The organism is Actinoplanes palleronii (assembly GCF_016862315.1).
Taxonomy (GTDB): domain Bacteria; phylum Actinomycetota; class Actinomycetes; order Mycobacteriales; family Micromonosporaceae; genus Actinoplanes; species Actinoplanes palleronii.
The window spans coordinates 13,952-34,401 of record NZ_BOMS01000092.1; the positions used below are offsets into that span (position 1 = coordinate 13,952).

Genomic DNA, 20,450 nt, shown 5'->3' on the forward strand with positions numbered 1-20,450 from the left:
GGCCCCGGCTGGCTCTCAGGGGTGTCTCCGGGTTGTTGACGCACCCCTCAGGACCAGCCGGGGTCCGGAGGTGCGGCGCGGTCGTGAGCCCGGCTGGTGTTCAGGGGTGTCTCCGGGTGTTTGAGGCACCTCTCAGAGCCAGCCGGGGGCGGGGGCGCGCTGCGGTCGGGACCGGCTGCGGTGTCGCGTCTGCCTCATGGGCGGGACTCGGCTCGTAGCCTGCGGACGGGCGCTCCGTATGCGTACCGAACAGGGGTCAGCGGTGGCGAGTGGCAGCGGCCGTGACCGGGTCGAAGCCGAAGGGGAGTTCGAGGCGGTGGCCGCGCATCAGGTCGCGGTCGGCGAGCAGGGTGACGGTGGCGTCGTCGGCGACGATGCGGCCGGTGTCCAGGATGACCGCGCGGGGGCAGAGCTCGAGCGCGTAGGGCAGGTCGTGGGTGACCATCAGCAGGGTCACCGGGAGCGTCTCGAGGATCTCGGCCAGCTCGCGGCGGCTCGCCGGGTCGAGGTTGGACGACGGCTCGTCGAGGACCAGGATCTCCGGGCGCATGGCCAGCACGGTGGCGACCGCGACCCGGCGGCGCTGGCCGAACGACAGGTGGTGCGGCACGTGGTCGCGGTGCTCGGACATGCCGACCGCGGCGAGGGCCTCGTCGACCCGGGCGTCCAGCTCGGCGCCGCGGACACCGAGGTTGGCCGGGCCGAACGCGACGTCCTCGGCGACCGTCGGCATGAAGAGCTGGTCGTCCGGGTCCTGGAAGACGATGCCGACCCGGCGGCGGATCTCGGCGATCGCGGCGCGGTCGGCGGGGACGACCGGGGCGCCGGAGACCTCGACGGTGCCGCCACCGCCGTGCAGGATGCCGTTGAGGTGCAGCACCAGGGTGGTCTTGCCGGCGCCGTTCGGGCCGAGCAGGGCCACCCGTTCGCCGGGGGCGAGGGTCAGGTCGACGCCGCGCAGCGCGGCCCGGCCGTCCGGGTACGCGTAGTGCAGGCCGGCGACGCGCAGAGCGGGATCGGTCACGTCGATCATGCTAGGCCGGGCCGCGGGCGGGGTTGCGCCGGAGGGCTCATGCGAGCACCGCCGCGGCGACCGCGATGCCGGCCGAGGCGACCGGCAGGGCGGCCGACACCATCCACTCCCGGGGCGCCGCGCGCCGGCCCGCGACGACGGGGAGCCGGCCGGTGTAGCCGCGGGAGACCATGGCGAGGTAGACGCGCTCACCGCGTTCGTACGATCGCAGGAACAGCGACCCGACGCCCACCGCGAACGCCTTCACCTGCCAGAGGAACCGCGGGTCGTAGCCGCGGGACAGCCGGGCGATCCGCATCCGCCGCGCGTCGTCGGCGAGCACGTCGATGTACCGCAGCATGAACGTGGCGATCTGGGTGAACACCGACGGCACCCGCAACCGGTCCAGCCCGACGATCAGATCCCGCATCGTCGTGGTCGCCGCGAGCAGCAGCGACGCGAGCACACCCAGGGTGCCCTTGGCGAAGATGTTCCACGCGCCGTGCAGGCCGTCGATCGACAGCGACATGCCCAGCCAGTCGACCCGCTCGCCGTGCCCGGCGAACGGCAGGACCACCGCGAGCAGCACGAACGGCAGCTCGATGGTGGCCCGTTTGAGCAGCCACGGCACCGGCACCCGGGCGGCCGCGGTGACGCCGGCCAGCAGCAGCAGATAGCCGCCGAACGCCGCGAACTCGGTGGGCGGGGTCAGCACCACCACGATGGTGAACAGCAGCACCGCCGCGATCTTCACCTCGGGGGCCAGCCGGTGCAGCCGGCCGGCGCGATCCAGGTAGAGCGGATGGGCGTGCCCGGCGCCCACCTCAGGCGGCCTTCTGCTCGCGGCGGCGGACCAGCCAGAACCCGCCGGCGCCGAGGCCGAAAGTGATCAGCACCCCGGCGACGCCGGCCAGGCCGGTGGACAGGTACGGGTTGTCGATGCCCTTGATGCCGTAGTCGGCCAGGGGACTGTCGGCCATCTGGTGGCCCTCCTCGCGCTGGAGCATGCAGGTGCCTCCGGTGATCTCGCCGTCGGCGCCGAACGTGCAGCCCTCGCGGGCGGTGGCGTCCAGGCCGTCCGGGCTGCCGGAGGCGAAGTTGCTGACCACGCCGGCCAGCAGCAGGGCGACCAGCAGGCCACCGGCCAGGAACCAGCCGAGTTTCCTGGTCATGCCACGGCCTCCACGTCGACGGTCACCGGCTTGCGGAACGTGCGCAGCGCGTAGACCAGGTCGGGGCGGACCCGGGCGACGGTGGCCACGGTGGTCGCGGCGATCAGGCCCTCACCGATGCCGATCAGCACGTGGGTGCCGGCCATGGTTCCGGAGATCCACGGCAGGGACAGCTGGGTGGTGCCGCCGAGCGCGTACTCCAGGACGAAGCCCTGCGAGGCGACCACGACGGAGACGACCGAGGCGATGAACGCGGTGACGCCCAGCCCGTACGGGTTCTTCGGCAGCAGCCGGACCAGCCCGGCGACCAGCAGGTAGCCGGCGGCGGTGCCGAGGATCGCCATGTTGGTGATGTTAAGGCCGATCGCGGTCAGGCCGCCGTCAGCGAAGAGCAGGCACTGCACGATCAGGACGGTCGAGACGCAGAGCGCGCCGACCCACGGCCCGACCAGGATGACGGCGAGGGTGCCGCCGAGCAGGTGGCCGGAGACGCCCGGCAGCACCTGGAAGTTGAGCATCTGGACGGCGAAGATGAACGCCGCCACCAGCCCGGCCATCGGCGCGAGGCGGTCGTCCAGGTCGGCTTGCGCCTTCCAGACGCAGACCGCGAGCACCGCCACGGCGAAGACCACGAAGATGGCGGAAACCGGGCCGTTCACGATCCCGTTCGCGATGTGCATCGCTTGCGCGTCCATGGCGCCTCCCCTTCGCGGGGTCCGGAAGTCCCCGCGGCGCCAGCATATTGGCCAGAGGTAGCTGTTGCACATCCTTGGCAACTAGTCGAGTGATGATCTTCACCGCCCTTCGGCGTTCAGCACCTCCTCGACCGGGCGACGGGGGGTCATCTGACCGGGGTGGCCGTAGCCGATCCGGAGCGCGATCTGCGGGAACCCGGTCCGGCCCAGCGAGCGCCGCAACTGATCACGGGCGGCCGGCACCTCGATGGGCTGGGAGATCATCGAAACGGCCAGCCCGGCGTCGGTGACGGTCAGCAGCACCCGCTGCAGCGCCTGCCCGGCCATCACCTGGTCCAGCCGCCGGTCACCGGCCGTGCCCAGGATGCCGACCAGCGGTTCCGGCTCGTAGTCACGGCCCGGTGCGCGCCGCCGGTCGCTGAACGCCCGCTGCGGGATCAGGTCCTGGTGCTCGCCGACGACCGCGCCGGCGTACGCCGGGACACCGTCCGTCGCCACCTCGGTGTCCACCCAGCTGATCAGCTCGCCCTGGTACCTGTCGTTGCGGCGCAGCACCCGGTCGGCGCTGTGCGCGATCTCCGAGAACCCGGTCAGCGCGGTCATCCCGACCAGCAGGTCCAGCCAGGTGTTCTCGGCGCGGGCCGCGTCGATCAGCCGGACCCGGACGTCGGCCGGCACCGGATCGGGCCAGAACGGGTCCCGGTTGCTGTGCCGGCGCTCGATCGCGGCGTACAGGTCGCGTTCCGGGTACGTCGGTGGCCGGTGCCGTGCCGGGGTGAGCCGGGCGATCAGGTCCGGTTCCGCGGGGTCGGGCAGCAGCAGCACGTCGGCCGGGGTACCTGCCCAGGCCAGCGCGAGCCGCGCGTTCAGGGTGGCGGCGCCACAGGCCAGGCGCAATGCCCAGCCGCTCTGGTCGGCGACGCCGAGCTGGCGGGCCGGGTCGGCCATCACCTCGATCGCACCGTCACGCAGCCGGAAGATCCAGGGCTGGGTGTTGTGCATCGAGGGTGCCTGGATCCCGGCCGCTGCCGCGCGCCGCAGGTCTGACTCGTCGTAGCCGTTCACCTTTACCACAGTGCCTGCCGGGGCTTCCGGCGGGCAGGGCCGAAAGTCCCGGTCACGGCGGTCAGGAGGTCAGCGGGACCCGCCAGACCAGCAGGGTGCCGCCGTCCGGGGCCGGGCCGACCTCGAACGAGCCGCCCAGGTCCCGGGCCCGCTCACCCATGTTGACCACACCGCCGCGGGCCAGCGACGGATCGATGCCGACGCCGTCGTCGCGGACCTGCAGGTGCAGGGACCCGTCGGCGACCCGCACCGAGACCCGGACGTTCTTCGCCCGGGCGTGCCGCGCGACGTTGGCGAACGCCTCCTGCAGCACGGCCAGCAGCTCCGGTACGACGTCGTCCGGCACCGCGCTGTCCACCGGCCCGGACGTCTCCAGGTCGGGCCGGAACCCGAGCGTGGTCTCGGCGGCGTCGACCGCCTGCCACAGCTCGCCGCGCAGCGACGGGCCGATCGGCGCGCGCAGCTCGAAGATCGACCGCCGGATGTCGCGGATGGTGGCGTCCAGGTCGTCGACCGCGTCGTTTATCCGTTTCGCCACCTCGGGCCGGACCGTGTGCGGGCCGATCGCGCTCTGCAGGTGCATGCCGGTCGCGAAGAGCCGCTGGATCACCACGTCGTGCAGGTCCCGGGCGATCCGCTCGCGGTCGGAGAGCACCGCGAACAGCTCGCGCTCCTCCTGGGCCCGGGCCCGTTCCAGGGCCAGCGCGGCCTGCCCGGCGAACGTGGAGAGCAGCACCGGGTCGTCCGGCTCGCCGAGCGCGGCGTGCGCCGGCGACTGGGAGACGATCAGCACGCCCTGCGGGCTGTCCGACCCGGCCAGCGGGGCGGCCAGCGCCGGGCCGGCCGGGACCGGGCCGGGCCACTCGGCGGCCGCGCGCAGGTCGGGGATCTGCCGGTACCGGTCGGCGCCGAAGTCACGCACCACCGGGCTGTCGGCCGGGAGCACCTTGCCGGTCAGGTCGGCGCACGCCGGGTCGGCGCCGTCGGCCACCTCGACCCGGTACCGCGCGTTGCCCTCCTCGTGCAGCAGCACCAGCACCAGCTCGGCGCCGGCCACCTCGCGGGCCCGGCGGGCGATCAGCCGCAGTGCCTCGGTGCGGTGCACGGTGCCGAGCAGCACCCCGGTGATCTCGGCGGTGGCGGCGAGCCAGGCCTCCCGGCGCTGGGCCAGCTCGTAGAGCCGGGCGTTGTCGATCGCCACGCCGGCCGCGGCGGCCAGGGCCACCACGATCTCCTCGTCGTCCTCGCTGAACTCCGCGGCACCCTGCTTCTCGGCCAGGTACAGATTGCCGAAGACGTGGTCGCGGGTGCGCACCGGGACGCCGAGGAAACTGTGCATCGGCGGATGGTTCGCCGGAAATCCGTACGAATGCGGGTGTTTGCGAATGTCCGGCAACCGCACCGGGTTCGGATCGGTGATCAGCACGCCCAGCACGCCCCGGCCGTGCGGCAGGTCGCCGATGTTGGCGTGCACCGCCGGGTCGATCCCGTGGGTGATGAAGTCGGAGAGGCTGCGGTGATCCGGGCCGAGCACGCCGAGAGCGCCGTACCTCGCGCCGCCGAGCGCGCAGGCGGCCTTGACGATCCGCTGCAGGGTGCTGCGCAGATCGAGGTCGGAACCGATGCCGACGACCGCGTCGAGCAGGGCACGCAGGCGCTCGCGGCTGTTCACCACGTCGCCGACCCGGTCGAGCATCTCCTGCAACAACTCGTCCAGCCGGACGCGGGACAGCGGACTCAGACCGAGCGAGGGGGGAGACGGTTCGACCACGGTCCGAGGTTATCCGGTACTCGTCCGGGGCGACCCGGGACCTATGACCCTGTGTGTCAGGGCCGAGCGGGGATAGAAAGGATTCATGATCCGAGTTTTCCTCCTCGACGACCACGAGGTCGTCCGCCGTGGCCTGATCGATCTGCTCCAGTCCGGTGGCGACATCGAGGTGGTGGGCGAGTCCGGCTCCGCGCGTGAGGCGGCGGCGCGTATCCCCGCGCTGCGGCCGGACGTCGCGGTGCTGGACGCCCGCCTCCCCGACGGCAACGGCATCGACGTGTGCCGCGACGTGCGCGCGGTGGACTCGACGATCAAGGGGTTGATCCTGACCTCGTACGAGGACGACGAGGCGCTGTTCGCCGCGATCATGGCGGGCGCGTCCGGGTACGTGCTGAAGCAGATCCGCGGCACCGACCTGGTCGACGCGGTGCGCCGGGTCGCGGGCGGGCAGTCGCTGCTCGACCCGGCGGTCACCCAGCGGGTCCTGGAGCGGATCCGCAACGGCGTGGAGCAGCCGCGCGAGCTGGCCGGGCTGACCGACCAGGAGCGGCGGATCCTGGAGTTCGTGGCCGAGGGCCTGACCAACCGGGAGATCGCCGGCCGGATGTTCCTGGCCGAGAAGACCGTGAAGAACTACGTGTCCAGCCTGCTCGCGAAACTGGGCCTGGAGCGCCGCACCCAGGCCGCCGTGCTGGCCACCAAGCTGCTGGGCAATCACTCGCACGAATGACCAGGCCATGGCTGGTCGCCAGGGGTGTCTCGGTGCGTCGGAGGCACCCCGGAGAGCCAGCCGGTCAGCCGGTCGGGGCCGCGGCCGGGGCGCGGGGGAGGCGGACGGTGGCGATCGTGCCGCCGGTGTCGCCGGCCTCCAGGGTGATCGTGCCGCGGTGCAGGTCGACGATGGCGCGGCTGAGGGCCAGCCCGAGCCCGGCGCCCGGGATCCGGCTGTGCCGGGCGTTGGTGGCCCGGTAGAGCCGGGCGAAGAGCCGGTTGCGCTCCTCGTCCGGGATGCCCATCCCGGCGTCCGCGACGGCGAGCACCGCGGTGTCCTCGTCCGCGGTCAGCGTGACCGTGACGGTCGAGTCGTGCGGGCTGTACTTGACCGCGTTGCCGATCAGGTTCTCCGCGACCTGCCGCAGCCGGGCCTGGTCACCCCGGATCGGCAGGGTGTCCGGGAGATCGGTGAGCACCCGCGCGCCCGGCTCGCCGGCCTCCGCGGTCACCGCGGTCACCGCGGCCTGCAGCACGGCGGCCAGGTCGACGGCGCCGACGGTCAGGCTCGCGTGCCCGGACTCCAGGGCGGACAGGTCGAGCAGGCGCTCGACCAGCGAGCGCAGCCGGGCGTTGTTGCGTTCGATCACCGCGAGCAGGTCGCGGATCTCGCCGATGGTGGTCTCGTCACCGGACTCGACGATCAGATCCGTGTACGTGGCGATCGAGGTCAGCGGCGTCCGCAGCTCGTGCCCGACCAGCGCGATGTACTCGCCGATGCTGGCCGCCAGCTGGTTGGCCAGCTCGTCCGAGCGCCGCCGTTCCAGGTACGCACCGAACAGCCCGGCGATCCCGGTCAGCAGCACCGCGAGGGCCGGCTCCGGGTCCTGCCGGTCCGGGGTGAAGAACGTCAGCACCCCGACCACCTGCTCGGCGCTGAGCACCGGCACCGCCCCGGCCGCCCGGTACCCGGTGCCCTCGGCCACCCACGGCAGCATCGGTGAGTCGGTGGCCCGGATGTCCGGCACCCAGACCGTCTCGCCGCGCTCCCAGCACAGCCCGGCCAGCCCCTGGCCGCGTTCCAGGACGGCCGGCAGCGGCGCCACCTCGGCGCCCGGCGCGGTGTGCGTGACCACCGGCCGCAGCCGCCCGGACACCTCGTCGAGCATCCACAGCCGCAGGCACGGCCAGTCCAGGCAGTGCGAGAGGCTGCGCAGCACGGCCGCGCCGGCCGGCTCCACCCCCGGCGCGTGCACCAGGGCCCGGAGCACCTCGGCCTTGCACTTCTCGTACTGGATCTGCTGGTGCTCGCCGGTGATGTCGTGGATCGCGGCGACCGCGCCGAGCAGCGTCCCGGCGGCGTCCCGGACCGGCCGCGCGTTGATCGCGAACCAGCGCAGCCGGTGCTCGCGGTCGCAGGCCCGCACGTCGGCGTGGTAGACCTGTTCGCCGCGCAGCGCCCGGTCCAGCGGCAACTCCTCGGGCAGCAGCGGGGCACCGTCGTGGTGGCGCAGCTGGAACCGGGCCGGCCACTCGCGGATCGGCACGGTGGCGCACTCGTCGCCGAAGAAGTCGCGGACCGCCTGGTTGACGAAGACCGTACGGCCCTGCCGGTCACAGGCCACCGCGCCGGCGTCCAGCCCGCGCATCAGCTCGGCCAGGAACGGGCCGTCCGGCGGCAGCGGCAGGCACTGGCGCAGCGTCTCGGTCAGGCCCTTGACGCTGAACGGCTTGGCCACCACGGCGGTGGCGCCGGCCTCGGTCAGCAGCGTGTCGCCCGGCGGCAGGTAGCCGGTGATCAGCACGACCGGCACGTCGGCGGTGGCGGGCTCGGCGCGCAGGGCACGGCACATCCGCACACCGTCCAGGTGCGGCATGTCGACGTCCGCGATGATCAGGTCGTACGGGTCGGCGAGCGCGGCGGCGAGCCCGGCCCGGCCGTCGTCGGCGAGCGTCACCTCGTGGCCCAGGCGCCGGCCGATCTCGGCGAGCACCGCCTGATGTTCCGGGTTGTCCTCGACGACCAGCACCGCTGCCATGGCCCGACTCTAGAGCGACATAACGTCCAAAATTGGTGAAAACAGACAATCAGCCACTCAGGTTTCGTGATCGGTAGCGCGCGGGTACTGTGCGGGCCGCATATCGGCGAGCCTCGGGGTAATGCATGAGCGCGTTGACGGCCCACCTGGACGTACCACTGCACCACGGCGCGCCCGGCGCGGCCCGGCGGGCGGTGGTGGCCGTCCTGAGCGGCTGGGGTCTGAGCGACCAGGACTGGCTGGACGCGGCCGCCGTGGTGGTCAGCGAGCTGGTCACCAACGCGGTCCGGTACGGCGGCGGCTGCGTCGCCCTGCACGTCGAGGCGCAGGACGGTCGCGTGGTGGTCTCGGTCGCCGACGGTTCCCCGGTGCGGCCCCGGCGGCGCGACCCGGACGACGTGGGCGGGCGCGGCATCGCGCTGATCGAGGCCCTCGCCGAGAGCTGGACGGTGCGTCACCACGAGGGCGGCAAGCAGGTCCGGGTGGCGCTGCGGCAGTGCCCGGGTCTTGCGCCGGCCCGGGGGGTCGCCGCGTGAGAATCGTCCGGGACGGCGTCGACGGCCTGGTGCGGATGGCCTTCCACGGTGAGCTCGACCTGGCCACCGTCGACCAGGTGGCCGCTCAGGTGAGCGCCGAGCTGGCCGCTCCCGGCCTGCTCCGGCTGGTGCTGGACCTGGCCGGGCTGACCTTCTGCGACTCGACCGGCATCGACGCGCTGATCAACGCCCAGATCGCGGCCCGGGACCGGGGCGTGATCTTCCAGGTGGTGCGCCCGCGCGGGATCGTGCGCCGGACGCTGGTCGCCACCGGCGTGCTGGAGCTGCTGACCACCGCCACCGGTTAGAAGCGGAAGCGCTGGACCGCGGACCGCAGCTCGTCGGCGAGGGTCTCCACGTCCTGAGCGGTGCGGGCCGCCTGACCGGCCGCCGCCCGGCTGGCCGCGGTGCTGTGCGCGACGCTGGCGATGTTGCCGGCGATGTCGGTGGCGCCGGCGGCCGCCTCGCTGACCCCGCGGTTCATCTCGGCGGTGGTGGCGCTCTGCTGCTCGACCGCGGACGCGATCGTGGTCTGGTAGTCGCTGATCTGCTCGATGATCCGGCTGATCTCGTCGATCGCGGTGACCGCGTGGCCGGTGTCGCTCTGGATCGCGGCGATCTGCTGGGAGATCTGCTCGGTGGCCCGGGCGGTCTCCTGGGCCAGGTCCTTGACCTCGCTGGCGACCACCGCGAAGCCCTTGCCGGACTCGCCGGCCCGGGCCGCCTCGATCGTCGCGTTCAGGGCGAGCAGGTTGGTCTGCGCGGCGATCGCGGTGATGGTGGCGATCACGTCGCCGATCTGCGCCGACGAGTCGCCGAGCCGGTTGATGGTGGCGCTGGTGGCCCGGGCCGCGGCGACCGCGTCCGAGGCGACCTGCGCGGCGTCACCGGCGTTGCGGGAGATCTCGCTGATCGCCGAGCCCATCTGGTCGGTGCCGGCGGCGACCGTGTGCACGTTGCCGGACACCCCGGAGGCGCTCTGCGCGGCCAGCCCGGCCTGCTGATCGGCCTCGGCCACCGCGTCGTCGATCTCGTGGCTGACCCGGCGCATGGTCTCCGACGCCTCGGTCAGCCGGCCACCGCTGTCGGCGATCTCCACGACGGTGGTGCGGATCCCGATGATCGCCTCGTCCAGGGCGCGGCCCATCAGCGCGATCTCGTCGGCGCCGTCGGTGTCGGCGCGGACCGTGAGGTCGCCGCGGGCCATCGCCTGTAAGTTCTGCACCAGCCGGCCGACCGGGCCGGTGACGCTCCGGGTGACCAGCACGGTGAGCAGCACCGCGGCGACCACGGCCAGCGCGAACGCGATGATCAGGGCGTTGCGGGCGGTGGCCGCCTGCTGCTCGGCGGTGTGGGTGGCCTTCTCGGCCCGGCCGGTGACCGACGCGACCAGCGCGTCGGTGCCTTCCACGATCTTGAAGTACAGCTCGTAGCCCGGCCCCAGGATGATCTTGTCGCCGGCCGGGATGTCGCCCTTCGCGTACTCCGCGACGGCCTCCAGGTCGGCGTCGAAGTACGCGGTCCAGGTGGTCTTCAGGCCCTCGAAGACGGTGCGCTCGTCGGCGGTCATCGAGGCGGTGTCGGTGCCGTCCAGCAGGTCCAGCAGCTTCTGCTTGTCGGCCAGGAAGCCGGCCCGGTTCTCGGTGGCCGGGTCGACCGCGACCTTCGGGCCGAGGCGCAGGGTGTCCCAGACGTAGGCGATCTGCCAGCCGGAGATGTCACCGTCGTAGTACTTCTGCTCGTCCACCTGGTGCTGCAGCTTCAGCAGGCCCCGGGTCGCGGTGGCCGCGTCGGACTGCCGGTTCAGGCCGATCGCGCCGATCGCGACCGCCACCCCGAGCAGGGCCAGCACCACGCCGAATGCCGCCGCGAGCCGGCCCGCCAGCCGTAGACGCCGTAGCACCGTCATGGTCAACCCCCGTGCTGGGCCGGATCGCTGGACAAGATCAGCAGATCACGGTCATCCGGGCGGTGGTGCCCTTTCCGGAACCCTCCGAGAAGACGGTCAGCTCGCCGTCGTGCGCTTTCATGATCCGTTCGGCGATGCTCAGGCCGAGGCCGACGCCGGGAACCGCCTGGTCCCGGGAGAACCGGCCGCGGTAGAACCGCTCGATCACGTGCGGCAGTTCGTCGGGCGGGATGCCCGCGCCGTGATCGATCACGGACAGGCCGGTCTCGTCGACCCGGATCCGGACCGCGGTGCCGGCCGGGCTGAACAGCAGGGCGTTGCGGACCAGGTGCTCGGCCGCCTGGCTGAGCCGGGTCAGGTCACCGGGCACCGGGAAGTCGTCGGCGCCGGGCTGCAGCTCGAGGCGCAACGTCACCTCGCGCTGCTGGGCCAGCTGCCGGCACGTCGCCATCGCCGTCTCGGCCACCGCGATCAGGTCGGTCTGCGCCCGCAGCAGCGGCAGCGGGGTGCCCGCCGGGCGGGTGCCCGCGAGCAGGTGGTCGACCATCCGGACCAGACGTTCGCCGTTCCGCTGGATCGGTTCGATCATTTTCCGGTACGGGGTGAGCTCCTCGTTCTCCACCAGCAGCTCCAGGTACCCCTGGATCGTGGTGACCGGGGTGCGCAGCTCGTGCGACACGGTCGCGACGAAGTCCTCCTCGCGGCTGATCGCCCGGGACAACTCGTCACCCACCGCGGCCAGCAGCAGCCGGCTGCGGATCGCCGAGAGGTGCCCGGCCGCCTGGCCGGCCATCGTGTGCAGCAGTTCCAGCTGCCGGTCCCCGGCCTCGCGCGGCCGGTTGTCGAGCACGCACATGGTGCCCAGCGTGAAGCCGTCCTCGTCGATCAGCGGCACGCCGGCGTAGAACCGGATGTTCGGCGCGCCGACCACGTTCGCCCAGACCCGGTACTCGGGGTGAGACAGGGCGTCGCGCACGATCAACGGCATCCGCTGATCCACCACGACACCGCAGAACGACGTGGTCAGCGGGCCACCGGCGCTGGGCATGCCGGTGCTGCCGGCGAACCACTGCCGGTCCGCGGCGACCATCGTCACCGTGGACATCGGTGTCTCGAAGACCGAGCCGGCCAGCCGGGTCAACTCGTCCAGGACCGCCGGGCGGGGTGCGTCGAGCAGGTGATAACTCCGCACCGCGGCAACACGGGTCTCATCGCCGACTGCGCTCATCAGAATCCGTCTCTCCCAGGGCCGAGGTGCAGGTAAGGAAGTCTTCGACATCCGGGTGGCCCGGATGAGGACTTCCGGTCCGTGCAATTACCCCGTTACTGAACGCTCAAAGCCGGTCACGCAGAGTCGATATGGCGCGGCATATCACTAGCGCCTGGCCAGGCGGAGGAGGACTCATGCGCACCGAGCTGTACAAGTCTGCGAACGCCGACGACAAGAAGCCCGTCGTGCTCGTCGTCGACGACGAGGAGACCGTGCTCGAAACGCTCTCGCTCCAGCTCGGCCGGGAGTACCGGGTGCTGACCGCCCCCGACGGTGACCGGGCTCTGCAGGTGCTGTCCGAGCAGGGCGCGCCCGCCGCGGTGATCAGCGACATGCGGATGCCCGGGATGAACGGCATCGAGCTGCTGCGCCGGGTCCAGATGGAGTACCCCTGTTCGGGGTCCTCGAACTGTCCAACCCGCCGGCCTTCCAGCGGGCCGGTCGGATCAGCACCCTGGTCGGCGAGCTCTGCCACATCCTGCAGATGGACGGCCTGTGGGAGATCGAGGTGGCCGCGATGGCCTCCCAGCTCGGCGCGGTCACCGTGCCCGCCGCCACGATGCAGAAGATGGAACGCGGGCTGCCGCTGAACGCCGACGAGCAGGCGGCGGTGGACAACATGCCGCGGATCGCGCTGCGGCTGCTCGGCGACATCCCGATGATGGAGGAGGTGCTCGCCATCGTCGGCGGCCTGAGCGGCGCGCCGGCCGGTCCGGAGGGCCGCTCCGCGCTGGTCGAGGACGCGATCGCGGTGCTGTGGACGGCCACCGCGTACGAGAGCCTGCAGACCCGCGGGGTGACCGACGTCAACGCGATCAACGTGATCGAGGAGCGCCACGACCAGTACCCGCACGTGATCGCGGCGCTGCGCCGGCTCAAGGGCGTCCGCGCGGTCAAGGACTCGGTGCGCAGCGTCCGGGTGACCGAGCTGGAGGTCGGCATGCGGCTGATCGAGGACGTGGTGGCCACCAACGGCCTGGTCCTGATCGGCAAGGAGACCGTGATCACCGAGCTGATGCTGGACCGGCTGACCACCTTCGCCCGCGCCGTGGAACTGGTCGAGGAGGTCCTCGCCGCGGTGCCGTACAAGGCGAGCTACCAGCCGACCGCCTACGCCGGGCACCGCTGAGCGAACTCCTCGGCCAGCGTCGACACCGCGCGCAGCGCCCCGGTGGCCTCGGACCGGATCCGATCAGCCGTGCGCGCCGGGTCGGCGACCGCGCCGGCCCGTGCCTGATCCTCCAGCACCGCGCAGACCGCGGCCAGCCCGGTGGCGCCGATGTTGGCCGCCGAGCCCTTCAGGGCGTGCGCCCGGTCGCGGATGCCGCCCGGGTCCGCCCGGCCGGCCAGCAGCGTGGTGAGCTGCTCGACCGCGCCGGGTGTCTTCGCCGCGAACGACCGGAGCAGGCGCAGCACCAGTGCGAGCTCGGCCGGTGTCGGATCCGGGTCGGTGATCGCCGCGATCCGGGCGCGTACTCCGGCCAGCCGCTGCTCGTCGTCCTCCGGCATGCGCCGAGTCTAGGTTTCAGGCGCCCCAGCCCGCCTGCGTTCCGCCGACCCGCTCGGCGGTCACCGTCGCCGCGTACCCGGAAGCCTTGAACGCCGCGACCGGGTCGCGCGGCAGACCGCGGGCCTCGCGCCGGTCCGCGAGCGGACCGCGCACATCGGTTTCGTACGCGTCCATCAGCACCGCGTTCGCCCCCAGCACGTCCCCCTCGCGCTGCGCCGTGGCGAGCGCGCCCTGATCGATCTGCAGCGCCTTGGCCAGGGCCTGCTCGACGTTGAGCACCGAGCGGATCTGCCCGGGGATCTTCTCCTCGATGTTGTGGCACTGGTCGAGCATGAAGTTGACCCGGGACTCCGGCCGGTGCGCGCCGGCCGCCACGATCTCCGACATGATCCGGAACAGCTGGAACGGGTCGGCCGCCCCGACGATCAGGTCGTCGTCGGCGTAGAACCGCGAGTTGAAGTCGAACGCGCCGAGCCGCCCCTGCCGCAGCAGCTGCATCACGATGAACTCGATGTTGGTGCCGGGCGCGTGGTGCCCGGTGTCCAGCACCACGGTGGCCCGCTCGCCCAGCGCCAGGCAGTGCAGCAGCGAGGTGCCCCAGTCCGGGATGTCCATGCTGTAGAAGTACGGCTCGAAGAACTTGTACTCGAGCAGGATCCGCTGGTCCTCGCCGAGCGCGTCGTAGATCCGCCGCAGCGACTCGGCGAGCCGGTCCTGCCGCCCGCGCAGCGAGTCCTGACCGGGATAGTTCAGCCCGTCCGGCAGCCAGATCTTCAGGTCGGTGGAGCCGGTCGCCCGCATGATCTCCAGGCAGTCCAGGTGGTGCCGGACCGCCTTGTCCCGGATCGCCGGGTCGGGGTGGCAGAGCGAGCCGAGCTTGTAGTCGTCGTCCTGGAACAGGTTCGCGTTGACCGCGCCGAGCCGCACGCCCTGCTTCTCGGCGTAGGCCCGCAGGTCACCCCAGTCGTCCACGACGTCCCAGGGGATGTGCAGGGAAACCCGCGGCGCGAGGCCGGTGGTCCGGTGCACGACTGCGGCGTCGGCGATTTTTTCGTACGGGTTCCTCGGCACCCCGGGCGAGGCGAAGACCTTGAACCGGGTGCCCGAGTTCCCGTAGGCCCAGCTGGGTACCTCGACGGTGAAGTCGTCCAGGCCGTCCAGGTTCATGACGTTCCTCCGTAGCGGCGGTTGGTGAGTCCGTTGAGCAGGGCGGCGAAGACCAGCACCGCGCCCAGGGCGAGCAGCTGGTACTGCGAGCCCTCGTTGCCGATGAAGGCCAGCAGGATGCCGGCGTTCAGCCAGACGATCAGCAGGGTGGCCAGCACCACGCCGGCGACCCGGCCGATCCCGCCGGTGATCGCCACGCCGCCGAGGACGGCGATGGTGATCGCGGGCAGGGCCATCCCGTTGCCGGAGACGCCGGCGTCCGGCCGGGCGCTCGCGAACTGGCCGACGGTCACCACCGCGACCAGGCCGGCGAGCAGACCGGCGTAGACGTACGCCTTGAAGCGGGTGTCCCGGACCGGCAGACCGGACCAGCGGGCCGCCACGTCGTTCGTGCCGATCGCGTAGAGCCGCCGGCCGTACGCGGTGCGGGCCAGCAGCAGCCAGACCGCGACCACGGTGGGCAGCAGGAACGTGAAGATCCCGAGCGGGATGTCCGGGACGTACTGCCCGAACAGCGGCAGCTCGACCGACTTGCTGATCGAGAAGAGCTTCTGGATCGGCGCGGTGCTGATCGGCTCCTGGTTGTTGATCACGATGGCGATCGACTTGAACGCGTAGTACGTGGCCAGGGTGGCGATCAGCGCCGGGAAGCCGATGTACGACACCAGGAAGCCGTTGACCGCTCCGCACAGCGCGCCGAACCCGGCGGTCAGGATGATCGCGGCCCACAGCGGCCAGCCCCACTCGCCGTACGCGAAGCCGAAGACCATGCCGGCCAGCGAGACGATCGCGCCCACCGAGAGGTCGATGCCGCCCCGGCCGGACAGGATGACCAGCAACTCGGCCAGGCCGAGCATGGCCAGCGGGACCGCGCTGATCAGCGACGCGGACATGTAGTCGAAGTCGTAGGAGGCGGTCAGGTAGCCGCCCGCGTCCTGGATGAAGAACGTGACCACGACCGCGACGATGAGCACCGCGAGCAGGGCGATCCGCTGGGTGAGCAGGACGCGGAGGATCCGGGCGCCGGTGCCCTCTTTCTGCGCGGCCACGGCGGTCATCGGCTTCTCCTTGCCCGGGTGCGCAGGAGGTCCGCTCCGACGGCCACGATGATGAAGACGCCGACGAACAGGTCGGACAGTTGCGAACGCCAGCCCAGCTGGGTGACGCCCGAGGCGACCGACTGCACCAGCAGCGCGCCGAGCAGGGTGCCGAGCACCGAGCCGCGGCCACCCATGATCGAGGTGCCGCCGATCACCACGGCCGCGATCACCGCGAGCTCCTTGCCGGAGCCGACCGACTGGTCCAGCGTCGAGGTGCCCTGCGCGATCACGAAACAGCTGGCCAGCCCGACGAGCAACCCGGTGATCAGGTACGTCAGCAGGACCCGGCGCTGCACCCGCACTCCGGCCAGCCGGGCCGCCTGCGCGTCCCCGCCGATCGCGAAGAAGTGCCGGCCGCCCGCGGTGTGCCGCAGGTACCACCAGGCCGCCGCGGTGATCAGCACGGTGATCAGGAAGGCGTGCGGGACGCCCAGGGTGCGGCCGCCCGCGCCGCGGCCGAAGAAGGCCAGCGTGCCCGGGATGCCGTTCACCGTCCCGGACCCGAAGATCCGCAGGCCGAGGAACATGAACAGGTTCGCGGTGCCGAACGTGATGATGATGGCGTGCACCCGGCCGTAGGCGATCAGCACGCCGTTGACCAGGCCCAGCGCCCCGCCCACCGCGACCGACAGCAGCACCGCGACCGGCAGGCTCACCTCCGCGCCGACCAGGGCCTTCGCGGTCAGCACCGAGCACACCATGATCGCGCCACCGACCGAGACGTCGATGCCGCCCGTGATGATCACGATGGTCATGCCGACGCCGGCCAGCGCGATCGGCGCGGTCGCCACCAGCAACGGCTGGATCGACCCGGCGGTCAGGAACGCCGGGGTGCTGACCGCCAGCGCCGCCCAGAGCACGACCAGTACGCCGGCCAGCACGATCTCCTGGCCGGTCAGCCGGGGTGGCAGCACCCGGTGGCGGATCGTCGCGGTGACGGTGCTCATGCCGTTCCTCCCGCGGCGGCGGCCAGCAGGTCGACCTGCGAGGCGTCCGGGCCGAACTCCTCGGTCGTGGTGCCGCCGCGGACCACCTGGATCCGGTCCGCGATCCGCAGCGCCTCCGGCAGGTCCGACGTGACCACCAGGACCGCGGTGCCCTCCTCGGCCAGTTCGGTGATCAATCGGTGGATCTCCTCCTTGGCACCCACGTCGACGCCCTGGGTCGGTTCGGCGAGCACCAGCACCTTGGGCCGCTCGACGAGCTGCCGGGCGAGCACCACCTTCTGCGCGTTGCCGCCGGACATCGCGCTGATCGGCTGCCGCTCGCTGGGCGTCTTCACCGCCAGGCGGCGGATCAGATCGAGCGCCACGCTGCGCTCCCGGCCGCGGTCCAGGAACACCCCGAAGCGGGAGAACCGCTCGAGGTGGCCGGCCGAGATGTTGAACGCGATCGACTGGAAGCTGAACATGCCCTCGACCTTGCGGTTCGCCGGGAGCAGCGCGATGCCCAGCCGCTGCGCGTCGCGGGGCGAGCGCGGCGACACCGGCTCGCCCTCGAACCGCAGCGCACCGGCGGTGGACCGGTCGATGCCGTAGACGCAGGCGGCGATCTCCGAGACGCCCGAGCCGACCAGGCCGTAGAGCGCCACGATCTCGCCGGCCCGGACCCGCACGTCGACGTCATGGAACCGGCCGGTGCGGCCGAATCCGTCCAGCTCGAGGACGGGCGGGCCGTCCGGGACCACGCGGTGCGGGCGCTCGTCGGAGAGGATGCCGCCGACCATGAGCTCGGCTATCCGTCGTACCGAAAGATCGTGAATGTCATGAGTGCCGATGGTCCGGCCGTCCCGCATCACGGTCACCTCGTCCGCGATGCGGAACAGCTCGTCCAGCCGGTGCGAGATGTAGACGACCGCCACCCCGTCCGCGGTCAGCCGCCGGACGACGCCGAAGAGCACCTCGATCTCGGCGTCGGTGAGGATCGCCGACGGCTCGTCGAGGATCAGCACGCTCGCCTCGGCCGCGAGGGCCTTGGCGATCGAGACCTGCTGCTGCTCGGCGACCGAGAGCGTGCCGACCGTGGCGGTGGCGTAGCGGGCCGGGAGGCCGAGCCGCTCCAGCAGCTCGACCACCCGCCTGTTCTGTTCCGCCCAGTCGACCCGACCGGCTTTTTTGATCTCACGGCCGAGGAAGATGTTCTCCGCGACGGTGAGCTCGCCGAACAGCTGCGGCTCCTGATAGACGGTGGCGATACCGAGACCGATCGCGTCGGTGGTGCTGCCGATCCGCACCGGCTCGCCGTCGAACTCGATCGTGCCGGTGTCGGCGGTCTCCGCCCCCGACACGATCTTGATCATCGTCGACTTGCCGGCGCCGTTCTCGCCGACCAGGGCGTGCACGCGGCCCGCCCGTACTGTCACATCGGCCTGCAGGATCGCGCGCACCGCGCCGAACCGCTTCGCGATCCCGGTCAGGCGCAGCCTGGGCTTCTCGTCGGTCATCTCTTCGCTTCGGCTCAGTAGTTGAACTGGTCGACGTTCTTGTCGGTGATCTGCAGCGCCGGGCCGAGCAGCAGCATCTTCGACGTCGCGTCGTAGGTGACGCCGGTGAGCTTGTCGCTGACGTTGTTGGTGGCCTGGAACTGCTTGCCCTCGGCGATCTGCGCACCGGCCCAGGCGGTCAGGTAGCCCAGGTTCTGCACGTCCCAGAGGATGGCCGCGGTCGACGACTTGTCGGTCAGGTACGGCTTCATCGCCTGCGGCGTGCCCAGCCCGACGGTGAAGACCTTGCCGATCTTCCCGGCGTCCTTGACCGCCTGCGCCACCCCGGGCGCGCTGGACGTGCACTCGCCGACCAGCCCGGTGAGGTCCGGGTGGGCGTTCATCAGGTCGGTCGCCATCTGTGTCGCCTTCGCCTGGTCCTCACCGGCGTAGACGACGTCGACGATGGTGGCGTCCGGGTACTTCTCCTTGGTGTACGCCTGCTGGACCTTGATCCAGGAGTTCAGGTTCTCGGCGGTCTGGCCGCACGAGACGATCGCGTACTTCCCCTTGCCGCCCATCGCCGTGAGCAGCGCGTCGGTCAGACCCTGGCCGATGCCCTCGGCGGTGGCCTGGTTGACGAACACCTCCCGGACGCTGCTCGGCGCGTCGGTGTCGGCGGTCGCGACGTGGATCCCGGCGTCCTTGGCCTGCTGCAGCAGCGGGGCCATGCTGTCCGGGTCGTTCGGCGCGACGATCAGAGTGTCGACCTTCTGCTGGATGTAGGACCGCACGATGTCGGCCTGCGCTGCCGCGTCGGCCTGCGTCGGACCCTGATAGAGCCACTCGACGTTGCCGAGAGCGGCGGCGGCGGCCTTGCCACCGGCGTTCATCGCCTCGAAGTAGGGGACGCCTTGCAGCTTGGGGACGAAGGCGACCTTGTAGGTCTTGGCACCGGCGGTGCTGCCGGAGCTGGTGTCGTTGTCGTTCTTCTTGGTGCAACCGGAAACCGCCAGCGCGGCGGTGGTGAGGATCGCGATCGGAAGGGCCAGCCGGGAACGCATTGATGCCTCCAGCGACTTGAAACGTTCTATCTGGAATGTGACCCACGTTACGATCCGGTTAGAGGTTGGGTCAAGAGGCGTGCGTGATTGTGTCCAATCAGAGTTTCAACGTTTCAACTGGGCGGGGTTTTTGCGGAGTTCGTCCCGTCCAGCGCGGCCTTCTCGTGCCCGAACCCGCGGAACGGGGCCGGACGGGCGCTCGGGGGTGTGGGATTGGGGGTGGTTAGGGAGGGTTGGTGCGGGTACGTCAGCCCTCTGCAAGGCTGGTGCAGGACGGAGGGGACGATGGCGTACACGGACACGGACACGCGGAGTGAGCAGGCTTCTACCGCGGCTTTGGTCAGCCGGCTCAGTGAGCAGGTCTCGACGCTGGTACGGGACGAATTGACGCTCGCCCGCATGGAGATGATGGAGAAGGGCAGGCGAGCCGGGAAGGGCGCCGGGTTGCTGGGCGCGGCCGGCGTCATGACGATGTACGGCACCGGCGCCCTCCTGGTCACCGCCGGGGCGGCGTTGGCGCTGATCGTGCCGGTGTGGGTGGCCGCGCTGGCGGTGACCGGCGTGCTGTTCCTGGCGGCCGCGGTGACCGCACTGGCCGGCCGGCAGGAGATCCACCACGCCGGCCCGGCCCTGCCGCAGGCGGCGATGGCGAGCGGCCGTGAGGACGTCGACGCCTTCATGGACGCGGCCCGCGCGGGGAGGTCCCTGTGAACGACGACGGCACAGCCCGCGGCCAGGTGTCATCCGGTCCGGCGGCGTCCGGCGGGGCGTCTGGTCTGGCGGCGTCTGGCGGGGCGTCTGGTCTAGCGGCGTCCGGAAGGGCGTCCGCGCCGGTGGCGTCCGGGCGCACGCCGGTGGAGGGCAGCACCCGGACCAGCGCTCCGGTGCCGGGCCCGGTCGCCAGCAACCCCGGGGGCTCCGGCCCGGCGGGGAAGGCCCCCAGCGGAACCGGCCGGGGCAACACCTCACCGGGCGGCGCCGGCCGCGGCCCCAAGCCGTCAGCCGGG

At 71.8% G+C, this 20,450-nt stretch carries 20 protein-coding genes and 1 pseudogene; 6 read left to right on the plus strand and 15 right to left on the minus strand.

The genetic code is table 11. The features are described 5' to 3' along the window. Positions 1-256 precede the first annotated feature (256 nt). From Apa02nite_RS29160 to Apa02nite_RS29185, 6 genes are all read right to left on the minus strand, one after another. Positions 257-1,033 carry an energy-coupling factor ABC transporter ATP-binding protein gene (locus Apa02nite_RS29160; protein ID WP_067692022.1) on the minus strand — a complete coding sequence of 259 codons (777 nt, stop codon included), beginning with the start codon at positions 1,031-1,033 and terminating at the stop codon, positions 257-259. Positions 1,034-1,070: 37 nt separating this feature from the next. Continuing rightward, on the minus strand, positions 1,071-1,835 hold the full coding sequence (cbiQ, locus tag Apa02nite_RS29165; protein ID WP_203827865.1) for a cobalt ECF transporter T component CbiQ: 765 nt from the start codon (positions 1,833-1,835) through the stop codon (positions 1,071-1,073). 1 nt (position 1,836) lies between these two features. Beyond that, positions 1,837-2,184, minus strand: coding sequence for a PDGLE domain-containing protein (locus tag Apa02nite_RS29170; protein WP_203827866.1), 348 nt, complete (start codon positions 2,182-2,184; stop codon positions 1,837-1,839). Next, on the minus strand, positions 2,181-2,879 hold the full coding sequence (locus tag Apa02nite_RS29175; RefSeq protein WP_203827867.1) for an energy-coupling factor ABC transporter permease: 699 nt from the start codon (positions 2,877-2,879) through the stop codon (positions 2,181-2,183). The genes Apa02nite_RS29170 and Apa02nite_RS29175 overlap by 4 nt, the downstream gene beginning before the upstream one ends. 99 nt (positions 2,880-2,978) lie before the next feature. Then, positions 2,979-3,944 (minus strand): Acg family FMN-binding oxidoreductase, encoded by a 966-nt coding sequence (locus Apa02nite_RS29180; protein ID WP_203827868.1) that lies wholly within the window; start codon positions 3,942-3,944, stop codon positions 2,979-2,981. 61 nt (positions 3,945-4,005) lie between these two features. Continuing rightward, positions 4,006-5,640 (minus strand): GAF domain-containing sensor histidine kinase, encoded by a 1,635-nt coding sequence (locus Apa02nite_RS29185; protein WP_203827922.1) that lies wholly within the window; start codon positions 5,638-5,640, stop codon positions 4,006-4,008. A gap of 160 nt (positions 5,641-5,800) precedes the next feature. Between Apa02nite_RS29185 and Apa02nite_RS29190 the strand changes: the two genes are divergently transcribed. Next, the gene (locus tag Apa02nite_RS29190; RefSeq protein ID WP_067692002.1) at positions 5,801-6,445 is read left to right on the plus strand and encodes a response regulator; all 645 of its coding nucleotides are present in this window, start codon (positions 5,801-5,803) and stop codon (positions 6,443-6,445) included. Between the two features lie 64 nt (positions 6,446-6,509). Here Apa02nite_RS29190 and Apa02nite_RS29195 read toward each other — a convergent pair whose 3' ends face one another. After that, positions 6,510-8,465 carry an ATP-binding protein gene (locus Apa02nite_RS29195; protein ID WP_203827869.1) on the minus strand — a complete coding sequence of 652 codons (1,956 nt, stop codon included), beginning with the start codon at positions 8,463-8,465 and terminating at the stop codon, positions 6,510-6,512. Positions 8,466-8,590: 125 nt separating this feature from the next. On the opposite strand from Apa02nite_RS29195, the gene Apa02nite_RS29200 reads away from it, so the two are divergent. Together Apa02nite_RS29200 and Apa02nite_RS29205 are read left to right on the plus strand one after the other, a co-directional pair. Continuing rightward, a complete protein-coding gene (locus tag Apa02nite_RS29200; protein ID WP_203827870.1) occupies positions 8,591-9,001 on the plus strand; it encodes an ATP-binding protein in 411 nt (136 codons plus the stop codon). Continuing rightward, the gene (locus tag Apa02nite_RS29205; RefSeq protein ID WP_083971390.1) at positions 8,998-9,309 is read left to right on the plus strand and encodes an STAS domain-containing protein; all 312 of its coding nucleotides are present in this window, start codon (positions 8,998-9,000) and stop codon (positions 9,307-9,309) included. Before Apa02nite_RS29200 ends, Apa02nite_RS29205 begins: the two co-directional genes overlap by 4 nt. On the opposite strand, the gene Apa02nite_RS29210 is transcribed toward Apa02nite_RS29205, so the two are convergent. Both Apa02nite_RS29210 and Apa02nite_RS29215 read right to left on the minus strand, forming a co-directional pair. Next, entirely contained in the window at positions 9,306-10,910 is a 1,605-nt protein-coding gene (locus Apa02nite_RS29210; protein WP_203827871.1) for a methyl-accepting chemotaxis protein, read from the minus strand. The two genes, Apa02nite_RS29205 and Apa02nite_RS29210, sit on opposite strands and share 4 nt — an antisense overlap. Positions 10,911-10,947: 37 nt before the next feature. After that, on the minus strand, positions 10,948-12,138 hold the full coding sequence (locus tag Apa02nite_RS29215; RefSeq protein WP_203827872.1) for a sensor histidine kinase: 1,191 nt from the start codon (positions 12,136-12,138) through the stop codon (positions 10,948-10,950). A 176-nt stretch (positions 12,139-12,314) separates the two neighbouring features. On the opposite strand from Apa02nite_RS29215, the pseudogene Apa02nite_RS52425 reads away from it, so the two are divergent. Continuing rightward, a pseudogene (locus Apa02nite_RS52425) lies at positions 12,315-12,506 on the plus strand (response regulator); the annotation flags it as partial. Positions 12,507-12,634: 128 nt separating this feature from the next. Next, positions 12,635-13,309, plus strand: coding sequence for an HD domain-containing phosphohydrolase (locus Apa02nite_RS51285; RefSeq protein ID WP_373873066.1), 675 nt, complete (start codon positions 12,635-12,637; stop codon positions 13,307-13,309). Here the strand turns inward: Apa02nite_RS51285 and Apa02nite_RS29225 are convergent. The 6 genes from Apa02nite_RS29225 to Apa02nite_RS29250 are packed head-to-tail and all read right to left on the minus strand — an operon-like array spanning position 13,291 to position 19,443. Further along, positions 13,291-13,689, minus strand: a complete 399-nt coding sequence (locus Apa02nite_RS29225) for an Hpt domain-containing protein (protein WP_203827873.1) — start codon at positions 13,687-13,689, stop codon at positions 13,291-13,293. The genes Apa02nite_RS51285 and Apa02nite_RS29225 overlap by 19 nt on opposite strands. 16 nt (positions 13,690-13,705) lie before the next feature. After that, on the minus strand, positions 13,706-14,857 hold the full coding sequence (gene rhaI, locus Apa02nite_RS29230; RefSeq protein ID WP_203827874.1) for an L-rhamnose isomerase: 1,152 nt from the start codon (positions 14,855-14,857) through the stop codon (positions 13,706-13,708). Continuing rightward, positions 14,854-15,915 (minus strand): ABC transporter permease, encoded by a 1,062-nt coding sequence (locus Apa02nite_RS29235; protein ID WP_203827875.1) that lies wholly within the window; start codon positions 15,913-15,915, stop codon positions 14,854-14,856. Before Apa02nite_RS29235 ends, rhaI begins: the two co-directional genes overlap by 4 nt. Next, positions 15,912-16,904 carry an ABC transporter permease gene (locus Apa02nite_RS29240; protein ID WP_239164648.1) on the minus strand — a complete coding sequence of 331 codons (993 nt, stop codon included), beginning with the start codon at positions 16,902-16,904 and terminating at the stop codon, positions 15,912-15,914. The genes Apa02nite_RS29235 and Apa02nite_RS29240 overlap by 4 nt, the downstream gene beginning before the upstream one ends. Further along, on the minus strand, positions 16,901-18,400 hold the full coding sequence (locus Apa02nite_RS29245; protein WP_203827876.1) for a sugar ABC transporter ATP-binding protein: 1,500 nt from the start codon (positions 18,398-18,400) through the stop codon (positions 16,901-16,903). The genes Apa02nite_RS29240 and Apa02nite_RS29245 overlap by 4 nt, the downstream gene beginning before the upstream one ends. Before the next feature lie 14 nt (positions 18,401-18,414). Beyond that, a complete protein-coding gene (locus Apa02nite_RS29250) occupies positions 18,415-19,443 on the minus strand; it encodes an autoinducer 2 ABC transporter substrate-binding protein (RefSeq protein WP_203827877.1) in 1,029 nt (342 codons plus the stop codon). 285 nt (positions 19,444-19,728) lie between these two features. On the opposite strand from Apa02nite_RS29250, the gene Apa02nite_RS29255 reads away from it, so the two are divergent. After that, the gene (locus tag Apa02nite_RS29255) at positions 19,729-20,154 is read left to right on the plus strand and encodes a phage holin family protein (RefSeq protein ID WP_203827878.1); all 426 of its coding nucleotides are present in this window, start codon (positions 19,729-19,731) and stop codon (positions 20,152-20,154) included. Positions 20,155-20,450: the final 296 nt, after the last annotated feature.